The sequence below is a fragment of the Yersinia sp. 1652 StPb PI genome, from assembly GCF_041538345.1.
GTDB classification, from domain to species: Bacteria; Pseudomonadota; Gammaproteobacteria; order Enterobacterales; family Enterobacteriaceae; genus Yersinia; species Yersinia enterocolitica_E.
The window spans coordinates 3,044,055-3,056,612 of record NZ_JAULSM010000001.1 but is presented as its reverse complement, the minus strand read 5'-3'; the positions used below and the strand labels follow the sequence as shown (position 1 = coordinate 3,056,612).

Sequence of the window (12,558 nt, the reverse complement as noted above, 5' to 3'; positions counted from 1 at the left end):
TGACTTAACAAATTACTGACTCGATTTAGCTTTATACTTCGCACCAAATGTTAAGTAAGATCGTGCGTTTGTAAATTAATCTGTAGTTACTTTTGTCAAAGTTGACAAAAGGTTACTGAAAGGAGTAAAAAGCCCACAGTAAAACACTGGCTAAACAGTTGTAAAGACAGTGTGTTTCGTGTGGTTTTTATCCTTCCCTTTGAATCGATGTGGTGCACTAACTGCCAACATAAGAGCAGGATGTCCGACGCCACTTTTGATGAGTAAGCAATGAGTATGTCAACAACCACTGAAGTTATCGCTCATCATTGGGCGTTCGCTGTATTTCTGATCGGCGCTATCGGGTTATGCGGCTTGATGCTATTGGGTGCGTTCTTTCTGGGTGGGAGAGCTCGGGCCCGCGCCAAAAATGTCCCCTATGAGTCCGGTATTGACTCGGTTGGCTCGGCGCGTATGCGTTTGTCCGCCAAGTTTTATCTGGTCGCCATGTTCTTCGTTATTTTCGATGTTGAAGCCCTGTACTTGTATGCGTGGTCAATCTCTATTCGTGAGAGTGGCTGGGTAGGCTTTATCGAAGCAACCATTTTCATTTTGGTGCTCTTGGCTGGTTTGGTTTATCTGGTGCGTATCGGCGCGCTGGATTGGACTCCTACGCGTTCTAATCGCCGAGTGAGCAAACCGAGCATAGTCAAATACGCCAGCAGTCCTCCACAAGATATACCTAACGATCTTGGCGTTGCAGGTCGGCAGCAAGCGGGCGATAAATCGGTCACGATTTGAACCGCATGTATGCTAGCCCGTAGGGTGAGTCTCAACCATGAGGCTCATTAATCCCGATGAACTGACTCAAGTCAGTGATTCGGGTGAGTGAAAGTAGCTAACAACCCTGCAGCTCTAAGTACAAAGGGTATAGTGGTCAATAAATACAGCGAGGCATTAACATGGACTATACGCTCACCCGCATAGACCCTAACGGTGAGAATGACCGTTACCCCCTGCAAACTCAGGAAACCGTCAGCGGCGATCCTCTCGAGCAACATGTCCACCGTAGTGTTTACATGGGTAAACTTGAGAACGCCATGCACGACATGGTGAACTGGGGGCGTAAGAACTCTCTTTGGCCGTATAACTTCGGTCTTTCCTGCTGTTATGTGGAGATGGTGACCTCGTTCACTGCCGTACATGATGTGGCACGTTTCGGTGCGGAAGTGCTGCGTGCTTCTCCGCGTCAGGCTGACTTCATGGTCGTGGCGGGCACTTGTTTTACCAAAATGGCCCCGGTTATTCAGCGCTTGTATGAACAAATGCTGGAACCCAAGTGGGTTATCTCCATGGGTGCCTGTGCCAACTCCGGCGGCATGTACGATATCTATTCCGTAGTACAAGGCGTGGATAAATTCCTACCGGTCGATGTGTATATTCCTGGCTGCCCACCGCGCCCTGAAGCTTATATGCAAGCACTGTTACTGCTACAGGAATCTATCGGTAAAGAGCGCCGTCCTCTCTCTTGGGTTGTAGGTGACCAAGGCGTTTACCGCGCCAATATGCAACCAGAAAGAGAACGTAAGCATGCTGAACGAATTGCAGTAACTAACCTGCGTACACCTGACGAGATCTAAGCTTGTTATTTTGGAAAAAATAACGGCTCAGGATCGCGGTGCGTAAGTGATTTGTTTTGGGAATGAATGATTTTCTTCCAGAACATGTGTGCGGCAAATGACCACAAAATGACACATTCAGTGTGGTGAAAAAACAGTGTGGTGAATAAATAATGACCGATTTAACGACGTCCGATAGCACTCAGCCTGCATGGCAGACCCGTGACCATCTCGATGATCCGGTGATTAGCGAGCTGTCGAACCGTTTTGGGCCTGAGGCCTTTGTTGTTCAAGCGACCCGTACCGGTATGCCCGTGGTATGGGTAAAGCGTGAGCAATTGCTGGAAGTAATGACGTTCCTGAGAAAACAACCGAAGCCGTATGTCATGCTGTTCGACTTGCATGGTGTCGATGAGCGTCTTCGTACTCACCGCCAGGGCCTCCCTGAAGCGGATTTTTCTGTTTTCTATCATCTGCTTTCCATCGAGCGTAACCGCGACATTATGCTGAAAGTGGCACTGTCTGAAAAAGACTTGCACGTGTCCACAGCGACTAAGATTTTCCCCAATGCTAATTGGTATGAGCGGGAAACTTGGGAAATGTTCGGTATTACCTTCGATGGTCACCCACATCTGACGCGCATCATGATGCCGCAGACTTGGGAAGGGCACCCGCTGCGTAAAGATTACCCGGCGCGTGCTACCGAATTCGATCCCTTTGTGCTGACCAAGCAGAAAGAGGATCTGGAGATGGAATCTCTGACCTTCAAACCCGAAGATTGGGGGATGAAGCGCGGCACCGAAAACGAGGACTTTATGTTCCTTAACCTCGGTCCGAACCATCCTTCTTCACATGGTGCGTTCCGTATCGTGTTACAGCTTGATGGTGAAGAGATTGTCGACTGCGTACCGGATGTGGGTTACCACCACCGTGGTGCGGAGAAGATGGGCGAGCGCCAGTCCTGGCACAGCTACATCCCCTACACCGACCGTATCGAATATCTGGGTGGTTGTGTTAACGAAATGCCTTATGTACTGGCAGTTGAAAAGCTGGCGGGTATTGAGGTTCCTGATCGCGTTAAAACCATCCGGGTAATGTTGTCTGAATTATTCCGTATCAACAGTCACTTACTGTATATCAGTACCTTTATTCAGGACGTAGGTGCAATGACGCCAGTGTTCTTCGCCTTTACCGATCGTCAGAAAGTGTATGACTTGGTTGAAGCGATTACCGGTTTCCGTATGCATCCGGCCTGGTTCCGTATTGGTGGTGTGGCGCATGATTTACCACGCGGCTGGGAACGTTTGCTGCGTGACTTCCTTGACTGGATGCCAAAACGGCTCGATTCCTACGTCAAAGCGGCGTTGCAGAACAGTATCCTGAAAGGGCGTTCTATCGGCGTTGCTGCTTACAATTCCAAAGAAGCACTGGAATGGGGTGTGACCGGGGCTGGCCTGCGTGCCACCGGGGTTGAGTTTGACGTGCGTAAATGGCGTCCGTATTCCGGCTATGAAAACTTTGATTTTGAAGTTCCGGTCGGGAATAACGGCGACTGTTATGACCGCGTGATGCTGAAAGTGGAAGAGTTACGTCAAAGCCTGCGCATTCTGGAGCAATGTTATAAAAACATGCCAGAAGGGCCATTTAAGGCTGACCATCCACTGACGACGCCGCCGCCGAAAGAACGTACGCTGCAACATATCGAAACGCTGATTACCCACTTCCTGCAAGTTTCATGGGGTCCGGTAATGCCAGCCAACGAATCATTCCAAATGGTTGAAGCGACCAAAGGGATCAACAGCTACTATCTGACCAGTGACGGCAGCACTATGAGCTATCGCACCCGGATACGTACGCCAAGCTATGCCCATTTGCAGCAGATCCCCTCGGTTATCCGTGGCAGCCTGGTATCTGACCTGATCGTCTATCTGGGCAGTATCGATTTTGTAATGTCTGATGTGGACCGCTAATTATGAGCTACCAAAAAGAGACTCAGAATCATAACGAAAGCCAAAATGTGGTGGATCTGGCAGTCAATGCGGCTGAACCGGCGACCACAACTGAAGTTTTTGAGTTGAGTGCTGAAGAACGTGATGCTATCGAGCATGAAAAACACCATTACGAAGATGCCCGCGCCGCGTCGATCGAAGCACTGAAAATTGTGCAGAAACAACGTGGTTGGGTGCCGGATGGGGCGATTTACGCCATTGCTGAAGTGCTGGGTATCCCGGCCAGCGATGTCGAAGGTGTGGCCACATTCTACAGTCAGATCTTCCGTCAACCGGTTGGGCGTCATGTGATCCGTTATTGTGACAGCGTGGTGTGTCACATCACCGGTTATCAAGGGATTCAGGCCGCGATTTCGAAGAAACTCAGTATTGAGCCTGGCCAGACCACGTTTGATGGCCGCTTTACGTTGCTGCCAACCTGCTGCTTGGGCAACTGTGATCGCGGTCCGACCATGATGATCGACGACGATACCCACAGCTATCTGAAACCTGAAGATATTGAGAAGTTACTGGAGCAATATCCATGACAACTAATTCGGGTTTTACCAAAGAGGTTATTCGCACGCCAGAAATGCATCCGCTGACCTGGCGTTTGCGCGATGACAAACAACCGGTATGGCTGGATGAATATCGCAGCAAAAACGGCTACTTGGGTGCTGAAAAAGCGTTAAAAGGCATGGCAGCTCCTGATGTTGTCAATTTGGTAAAAGACGCTGGCCTGAAAGGGCGCGGCGGCGCAGGCTTTTCCACCGGTTTAAAGTGGAGCCTGATGCCAAAAGACGAAAGCATGAACATCCGCTATCTGCTGTGTAACGCCGATGAAATGGAGCCGGGTACCTATAAAGACCGTCTGCTAATGGAGCAATTGCCTCATCTGCTGGTGGAAGGGATGCTGATCAGTGCGTTTGCGCTGAAAGCTTACCGCGGCTACATCTTCCTGCGTGGCGAATATATCGAAGCTGCCGTGCATTTGCGCCGTGCGATAAGCGAAGCAACCGAAGCCGGCTTGCTGGGCAAAAACATCATGGGCAGCGGTTTTGATTTTGAACTGATTGTTCATACCGGTGCTGGCCGTTATATCTGTGGTGAAGAAACCGCCCTGATTAACTCGCTGGAAGGCCGCCGCGCCAATCCACGTTCCAAGCCGCCTTTCCCGGCATCGTCCGGGGTATGGGGCAAACCGACTTGCGTCAATAACGTTGAAACCCTGTGTAACGTTCCGGCCATTCTTGAGCACGGCGTTGACTGGTATCAGGGGATCACGGCGGGTAAGAGTAACGATGCCGGTACCAAACTGATGGGCTTCTCTGGCCGGGTGAAAAACCCAGGTCTGTGGGAACTGCCCTTTGGTATTTCGGCGCGTGAAATTCTGGAAGATTACGCCGGTGGCATGCGCGATGGCTTAAAATTCAAAGCCTGGCAGCCGGGTGGGGCAGGGACCGACTTCCTGACTGCTGATCATCTGGATTTACCGATGGACTTCGAGAATATTGCCAAAGCAGGTAGCCGGTTAGGCACCGCACTGGCGATGGCGGTAGACCATGAGATCGGTATGGTACCGCTGGTGCGCAATCTGGAAGAGTTCTTTTCCCGTGAATCCTGTGGCTGGTGTACTCCTTGCCGCGATGGGTTGCCGTGGAGCGTGAAGATCCTGCGCGCACTGGAGCGCGGCGAAGGTCAGCCGGGCGACATTGAGACACTGGAACAACTTTGCCGCTTCTTGGGGCCGGGCAAAACCTTCTGTGCTCACGCGCCGGGCGCGGTTGAACCACTACAAAGTGCTATCAAATATTTCCGCGAAGAATTCGAAGCCGGGATCGCGAACAAGGACTATGGCAACACCCGAGCCATAGCCGGTATTCAACCAAACCTGTTAAAAGCGCGCTGGTAGCATAGATACCCTTACGGTTTTGCCGTGGGGTCAGAATTTTGGATTAACGCCTGCCGTAAGGTAGGTCATTTGGAAGCATGCATATGGCTACGATTCATGTAGACGGCAAAGAATACGACGTAAACGGGGCCGACAACCTGTTACAAGCTTGTCTCTCCCTGGGACTCGATATTCCTTACTTTTGCTGGCATCCGGCGCTGGGAAGCGTCGGCGCTTGCCGCCAATGTGCGGTAAAGCAATACCAAAACGCCGATGATACCCGTGGGCGTTTGGTGATGTCCTGTATGACCCCGGCCACCGATGGAACCTTTATTTCCATTGATGACGGCGAAGCCAAAGCGTTCCGTGAGAGTGTGGTTGAATGGTTGATGACTAACCACCCACACGATTGCCCGGTCTGTGAAGAAGGGGGTAACTGTCATCTGCAAGATATGACAGTGATGACCGGACACAGTTTCCGCCGCTATCGCTTCAGTAAACGTACTCATCAGAATCAGGATCTCGGTCCGTTCATCTCACACGAAATGAACCGCTGTATCGCCTGTTATCGTTGTGTGCGTTACTACAAAGATTACGCTGATGGCACCGATCTGGGTGTTTATGGCGCGCACGACAACGTCTACTTTGGTCGTACTGAGAGTGGCACGCTGGAAAGCGAGTTCTCTGGCAACCTGGTAGAAGTGTGCCCGACCGGAGTATTCACCGATAAAACCCATTCCGAACGTTATAACCGTAAATGGGATATGCAGTTTGCGCCAAGTATCTGCCAGCAGTGCAGCGTGGGTTGTAACACCAGCCCTGGCGAACGCTACGGTGAATTGCGCCGCATCGAGAACCGCTATAACGGCAGCGTCAACCACTACTTTTTGTGTGACCGTGGCCGCTTTGGCTATGGCTATGTCAACCTGAAAGACCGCCCACGTCAGCCACAACAATTGCGTGGTAATGACTGGATCCACCTGAATGCCGAACAGGCAATGCAGGGGGCGGCGGATATTTTACGTCAGGCGAAGAAAACCATCGGTATCGGTTCACCGCGTGCCAGCCTGGAAAGTAACTTCGCGTTACGCGAGCTGGTCGGTGCGGAAAACTTTTATACCGGTATTGCCGCGAGTGAACAACAACGCCTGCAACTGATGCTGAAAGTGCTGCAAGAAGGTGGGGTTTACACACCATCGCTGCGCGAGATTGAAAGCTACGATGCGGTGCTGATTCTGGGTGAGGATTTGACCCAGACTGGCGCACGTATCGCACTGTCTGTCCGTCAGGCGGTGAAAGGCAAAGCCCGTGAAATGGCCGCAGCACAGAAAGTGGCTGACTGGCAAATCGCGGCGATTATGAATATCGGTCAGCACGCTAAACATCCGCTGTTTATCACTAACGTTGATAACACCCGTATGGATGATATCGCGGCGTGGAACTACCGCGCACCGGTGGATGATCAGGCACGTTTAGGCTTTGCTATCGCTAACGCGCTGGATGCATCGTCACCGGCTGTCACGGATTTGGACCCTGCGCTGAAAGGCAAAGTGGATATCATCGTGCAGGCCCTGGCGGGCGCGAAGAAACCACTGATCGTGACCGGCAGCAATGCAGGCAGCGAAGCCATCATTGCTGCGGCAGCTAACGTGGCAACCGCGCTGAAAGGCCGTGGCTCTGATGTGGGTATCACCTTTGTTGCCAGTGCAGCGAACAGCATCGGCTTGACCATGATTGGCGGTGGTTCACTGGAGAGTGCGCTGGAATTGTTGACCCGTGGTGATGCTGACAGCGTTATCGTGATGGAGAACGACCTCTATCGCCATGCGGCGCAAGACAAAGTTGACGCCGCGCTGGAGCAAGCAGCCAACGTGATCGTGGTTGATCATCAACGCACCGCGATCATGGCAAAAGCAGACTTGATTCTGTCTGCCGCCAGCTTTGCTGAAAGCGACGGTACGCTGGTCAATCAGGAAGGCCGCGCTCAGCGTTTCTTCCAGGTTTACGATCCAACCTATTACGACGACCCGAAAAAACCGGAAAACAACAGCATCATGCTGGAAAGCTGGCGCTGGCTGCACTCGCTGCATTCAACCTATACCAATCGCCATGTGGACTGGACGCAACTGGATCACGTGATTGCGGCTTGTGTTCGTGCATTACCACAGTTGGAAGGTATTGTTGAAGCGGCACCGGATGCGACCTTCCGTATTCGTGGTCAGAAACTGGCGCGTTCACCTATCCGTTACAGCGGCCGCACGGCTATGCGCGCGGATATCAGTGTGCATGAACCGCGTCAGCCACAGGATATCGACACGCCGTTCGCTTTCTCAATGGAAGGGAACAACAGCCCATTGGCCGATCGTCAGCAGATCCCATTTGCCTGGGCACCGGGCTGGAACTCACCGCAGGCATGGAACAAATTCCAGGCTGAAGTGGGGGGGAGCTTGCGCTTTGGTGATCCGGGTGTGCGCCTGATTGAAGCAGGTGAGGGGACGCTCGGTTACTTTGATTCAGTACCGGCAGCCTTTACCGCGCAGGCTGATGGCTGGCAGATTGCCCCTTACTACCATTTATTTGGTAGTGAAGAGATGTCGCAGCGCTCAGATGTCATCCAGCAGCGCATGCCAGCACCTTATGTGATGGTCAATCCAGCCGATGCTGCAACGCTCGGGGTTAACCTCGGTACGCTGGTGGAGTTCAACTGTGCCGGTCAGACATTGCGTCTGCCAGTGCGTCTGAGTGAAACCTTGGCTCGGGGTCAGGTCGGCTTGCCGCTTGGCTTACCGGGCATTCCGCCGATGATGGTGGGCGCGCTGGTTGAGAATCTGCGGGAGGCAGTATTATGAGCTGGTTTACCCCTGAATTGATTGAGATTTTAATCTCTGTCCTGAAAGCGGTAGTGATTTTGTTGGTGGTGGTGACCTGCGGCGCATTTATGAGCTTCGGCGAGCGTCGCCTGCTGGGCTTGTTCCAGAACCGTTACGGGCCAAACCGTGTCGGTTGGGGCGGGTCATTGCAGTTGGTTGCTGACATGATCAAAATGTTCTTCAAAGAGGACTGGGTTCCGCGCTTCTCCGACAAGGCTATCTTTACATTGGCCCCGGTGATTGCCTTTACCTCACTACTGCTCTCTTTCGCCATCGTCCCGGTCAGCCCGACCTGGGCGGTTGCTGATCTTAATATCGGTATTCTGTTCTTTCTGATGATGGCCGGGCTGACGGTATATGCCGTGCTGTTCGCTGGTTGGTCCAGTAATAACAAATATTCTCTGTTAGGGGCGATGCGTGCATCTGCGCAAACCCTGAGCTACGAAGTGTTCCTCGGCTTATCATTGATGGGCGTAGTCGCACAGGCGGGTTCGTTCAATATGCAGGATATTGTTAACTCTCAGGAACACGTCTGGAATGTTATTCCGCAATTCTTTGGTTTTCTGACCTTTGCCATTGCGGGTGTTGCAGTATGTCACCGTCATCCCTTTGACCAGCCAGAAGCTGAACAAGAGCTGGCCGATGGTTACCACATTGAATATTCCGGTATGAAATTCGGTCTGTTCTTCGTCGGTGAATATATCGGTATCGTGACCGTCTCTGCTCTGATAGTCACTCTGTTCTTCGGTGGTTGGCAAGGTCCGTTCCTGCCGCCATTTATCTGGTTTGCGCTGAAAACGGCTTTCTTCATGGTGATGTTCATTCTGATCCGTGCATCCTTGCCGCGCCCACGTTATGACCAAGTGATGTCATTCGGCTGGAAAGTTTGTCTGCCGTTGACCCTGCTGAATCTGCTGGCGACTGCCGCGGTCATTTTGTACAACGCTCAATAAGGGGTGAATGAACCATGACGTTGAAAGAGTTAGTGGTTGGTTTCGGCACCCAAGTGCGCAGCCTGTGGATGATTGGCCTTCATGCCTTCCACAAGCGTGAAACCCAAATGTATCCTGAAGAGCCGGTTTACCTGCCGCCGCGCTACCGTGGTCGTATCGTGTTAACGCGTGACCCTGACGGTGAAGAGCGCTGCGTTGCTTGTAATCTGTGCGCTGTTGCTTGTCCGGTTGGCTGTATCTCATTACAGAAAGCTGAGCACCAAGATGGCCGCTGGTATCCTGAGTTCTTCCGTATCAACTTCTCCCGCTGCATTTTCTGTGGTTTGTGTGAAGAGGCTTGCCCAACAACTGCTATCCAGCTAACGCCGGATTTCGAAATGGGTGAATTTAAGCGTCAGGATCTGGTGTATGAGAAAGAAGACTTGTTGATCTCCGGCCCGGGTAAATATCCTGAATATAACTTCTACCGGATGTCCGGTATGGCAGTAGACGGCAAGCAGAAAGGCGAAGCCGAAAACGAAGCCAAACCGATTGACGTTAAAGGTCTGATGCCTTAGGAGCCGCTTTCCATGGAATTTGCATTTTATATTGCAGCATTGGTGGCAGTGGTGGCGACTATTCGCGTCATCACTCACGCCAACCCGGTACATGCGCTGCTGTACCTGATTATCTCTTTACTGGCTATTTCGGCGGTGTTTTTCTCGCTGGGTGCTTATTTCGCCGGTGCGTTGGAAATCATCGTCTACGCCGGGGCCATTATGGTGCTGTTCGTGTTCGTGGTGATGATGCTGAACTTGGGCAACGTCGAACAACAAGAGCGTGACTGGCTGAAACCGAGTCTGTGGATTGGCCCTGGCTTGCTAGCACTGGTGCTGCTGTCGGTACTGATTTATGCCATCAGTTCAGTGACTGATTCCGGTATTAGCGGTGAAATGGTCGATGCCAAAGCTGTGGGTATCAGCCTGTTTGGTCCTTATGTGCTGGCAGTTGAACTGGCGTCAATGTTGTTGCTGGCCGGCCTGGTGGTTGCCTTCCATATCGGGCGCGAACATAAGCCGGGTGACGTGATGGGCGCGAGCGACAGCGCGAAAAGAAAAACGGAGGAACAAGCATGATCCCTCTACAACATGGCCTGATTCTGGCGGCCATACTGTTTGTGCTAGGGCTGACGGGGTTGCTGATTCGTCGCAATCTGTTGTTTATGCTGATAAGCCTTGAAGTGATGATCAACGCAGCGGCGCTCGCCTTTGTTGTGGCGGGCAGTTATTGGGGTCAGGCTGACGGTCAGGTGATGTATATCCTGGCGATCACGCTGGCAGCAGCGGAGGCCAGTATTGGCTTGGCATTGCTGTTACAGCTATATCGTCGCCGTCATACTCTGAATATCGATACAGTCAGTGAGATGCGCGGATGAACCTATTATATTTAACAATTCTGCTGCCACTGCTGGGCTTCTTGCTGTTGGCATTCTCCCGTGGGCGCTGGTCTGAAAATACCTCAGCCACGGTCGGGGTGGGATCGATTGGCCTGACGGCGTTGGTCACACTGTATGTTGCTGTGGATTTTCTCAGCCAAAAGGCCACCGGTGTCCAAGTCTTTAACCAGACGTTGTGGAACTGGATGTCGGTTGGCACCTTCAACATTCCGTTGACCCTGACACTGGATGGCCTGTCGCTGACCATGTTGTCTGTGGTCACCGGCGTGGGTTTCCTGATTCACATGTATGCCTCTTGGTATATGCGTGGGGAGGAGGGTTACTCTCGCTTCTTCGCCTACACCAACCTGTTTATCGCCAGCATGGTGATTTTGGTGTTGGCAGATAACCTGATGCTGATGTATCTGGGTTGGGAAGGGGTGGGTCTGTGCAGTTACCTGCTGATCGGTTTCTACTACACCAATCCGGCCAACGGCGCGGCGGCGATGAAAGCCTTTATCGTGACCCGCGTTGGTGACGTATTCCTTGCCATTGCCCTGTTCATCCTTTACCAAGAACTGGGTACGCTGAATATTCGCGAGCTGATGGTATTGGCACCGCAGAAACTGGAAATGGGCTCTACCGCTATTACCTGGGCGACGCTGATGTTGCTCGGTGGTGCGGTGGGTAAATCGGCACAGTTGCCGTTACAAACCTGGTTGGCCGATGCAATGGCAGGCCCAACCCCGGTCTCCGCGCTTATCCATGCAGCAACCATGGTGACTGCGGGCGTCTACCTGATTGCGCGTACCCACGGCTTGTTCCTGATGGCGCCTGAAGTGCTGCATTTAGTGGGCATTATCGGTGCGGTAACCCTGGTGCTGGCAGGCTTTGCCGCGCTGGTGCAAACCGACATCAAGCGGGTGCTGGCTTATTCCACCATGAGCCAGATTGGCTACATGTTCCTGGCGCTGGGCGTTCAGGCGTGGGATGCCGCCATTTTCCACCTGATGACCCATGCCTTCTTTAAAGCGTTACTGTTCCTCTCTTCGGGTTCAGTGATTCTGGCCTGTCACCACGAGCAGAATATTTTCAAAATGGGCGGTCTGCGCAAGACGATCCCATTGGTTTATATCTGCTTCCTGGTGGGTGGTGCGGCATTGGCTGCACTGCCAGTGGTTACCGCAGGCTTCTACAGTAAAGACGAAATTCTGTGGGGCGCATTGGCCAGTGGTCATATCAATCTGATGGTCGCCGGGCTGGTTGGGGCATTCCTCACCGCGCTGTATACCTTCCGTATGATTTTCATTGTGTTCCACGGCGAGCCAAAAACCAAAGCGCATCCGGTTAAAGGGATCACTCACAGCCTGCCGCTGATGGTGCTGCTGGTGCTGTCGACTTTCGTCGGCGCGCTGATAACACCACCGCTGGCGGGTGTGTTGCCAGAGCTTCACTTCGGTGAAGAGGGTAAAATGCCACTGGAAATCTTCTCCGGCGTGTTAGTGGTTATCGGGATTGCACTGGCTGCGGCACTCTATCTGGGCAAGCGTCAGTTGGTCAACAGCATCGCGCAAAGTGCGCCGGGCCGCTTCTTTACGGTCTGGTGGTTCCATGCGTGGGGCTTCGACTGGCTGTACCACAATGTGTTTGTCCGCCCGTATTTGTGGATTGCAAGGCTATTGCAGCGTGATCCGCTGAACTCACTGATGAATACCCCGGCGATACTTTCGCGCTGGAGTAATCGCGGTTTGACGCTCAGTGAAAATGGACAGGTGCGTTGGTATGTCGCGTCTATGGGTTTGGGTGCAGTCGTCGTACTGGCTCTGTTGCTTTTCGTTTAATTA

Annotated in this window: 11 protein-coding genes; all 11 read left to right on the top strand. The window is 52.4% G+C overall.

The genetic code is table 11. The features are described 5' to 3' along the window. Nucleotides 1–270: 270 nt before the first annotated feature. The 11 genes from nuoA (at nucleotide 271) to nuoL (ending at nucleotide 12,555) form a co-directional block, all read left to right on the top strand. Nucleotides 271–780 carry an NADH-quinone oxidoreductase subunit NuoA gene (nuoA, locus tag Q2T71_RS13945; RefSeq protein WP_372559475.1) on the top strand — a complete coding sequence of 170 codons (510 nt, stop codon included), beginning with the start codon at nucleotides 271–273 and terminating at the stop codon, nucleotides 778–780. A 161-nt stretch (nucleotides 781–941) separates the two neighbouring features. After that, nucleotides 942–1,619, top strand: coding sequence for an NADH-quinone oxidoreductase subunit B family protein (locus tag Q2T71_RS13940; protein ID WP_002210278.1), 678 nt, complete (start codon nucleotides 942–944; stop codon nucleotides 1,617–1,619). A gap of 152 nt (nucleotides 1,620–1,771) precedes the next feature. Continuing rightward, nucleotides 1,772–3,568, top strand: a complete 1,797-nt coding sequence (nuoC, locus tag Q2T71_RS13935; RefSeq protein ID WP_083158259.1) for an NADH-quinone oxidoreductase subunit C/D — start codon at nucleotides 1,772–1,774, stop codon at nucleotides 3,566–3,568. 2 nt (nucleotides 3,569–3,570) lie between these two features. Beyond that, a complete protein-coding gene (gene nuoE, locus Q2T71_RS13930) occupies nucleotides 3,571–4,134 on the top strand; it encodes an NADH-quinone oxidoreductase subunit NuoE (protein WP_372559473.1) in 564 nt (187 codons plus the stop codon). Further along, nucleotides 4,131–5,498 carry an NADH-quinone oxidoreductase subunit NuoF gene (nuoF, locus tag Q2T71_RS13925; RefSeq protein ID WP_050085129.1) on the top strand — a complete coding sequence of 456 codons (1,368 nt, stop codon included), beginning with the start codon at nucleotides 4,131–4,133 and terminating at the stop codon, nucleotides 5,496–5,498. Before nuoE ends, nuoF begins: the two co-directional genes overlap by 4 nt. A gap of 83 nt (nucleotides 5,499–5,581) precedes the next feature. Then, nucleotides 5,582–8,326 (top strand): NADH-quinone oxidoreductase subunit NuoG, encoded by a 2,745-nt coding sequence (gene nuoG / locus Q2T71_RS13920; RefSeq protein ID WP_372559472.1) that lies wholly within the window; start codon nucleotides 5,582–5,584, stop codon nucleotides 8,324–8,326. After that, nucleotides 8,323–9,300 (top strand): NADH-quinone oxidoreductase subunit NuoH, encoded by a 978-nt coding sequence (nuoH, locus tag Q2T71_RS13915; RefSeq protein WP_049613037.1) that lies wholly within the window; start codon nucleotides 8,323–8,325, stop codon nucleotides 9,298–9,300. The genes nuoG and nuoH overlap by 4 nt, the downstream gene beginning before the upstream one ends. 14 nt (nucleotides 9,301–9,314) lie before the next feature. Then, complete coding sequence (nuoI, locus tag Q2T71_RS13910; protein WP_004704400.1) at nucleotides 9,315–9,857, top strand: NADH-quinone oxidoreductase subunit NuoI; 543 nt, start codon at nucleotides 9,315–9,317, stop codon at nucleotides 9,855–9,857. Between the two features lie 12 nt (nucleotides 9,858–9,869). Then, nucleotides 9,870–10,415, top strand: coding sequence for an NADH-quinone oxidoreductase subunit J (gene nuoJ / locus Q2T71_RS13905; RefSeq protein ID WP_372559471.1), 546 nt, complete (start codon nucleotides 9,870–9,872; stop codon nucleotides 10,413–10,415). After that, nucleotides 10,412–10,714 (top strand): NADH-quinone oxidoreductase subunit NuoK, encoded by a 303-nt coding sequence (nuoK, locus tag Q2T71_RS13900; RefSeq protein ID WP_032815102.1) that lies wholly within the window; start codon nucleotides 10,412–10,414, stop codon nucleotides 10,712–10,714. Before nuoJ ends, nuoK begins: the two co-directional genes overlap by 4 nt. After that, nucleotides 10,711–12,555, top strand: coding sequence for an NADH-quinone oxidoreductase subunit L (gene nuoL / locus Q2T71_RS13895; protein WP_372559470.1), 1,845 nt, complete (start codon nucleotides 10,711–10,713; stop codon nucleotides 12,553–12,555). Before nuoK ends, nuoL begins: the two co-directional genes overlap by 4 nt. Nucleotides 12,556–12,558 lie beyond the last annotated feature (3 nt).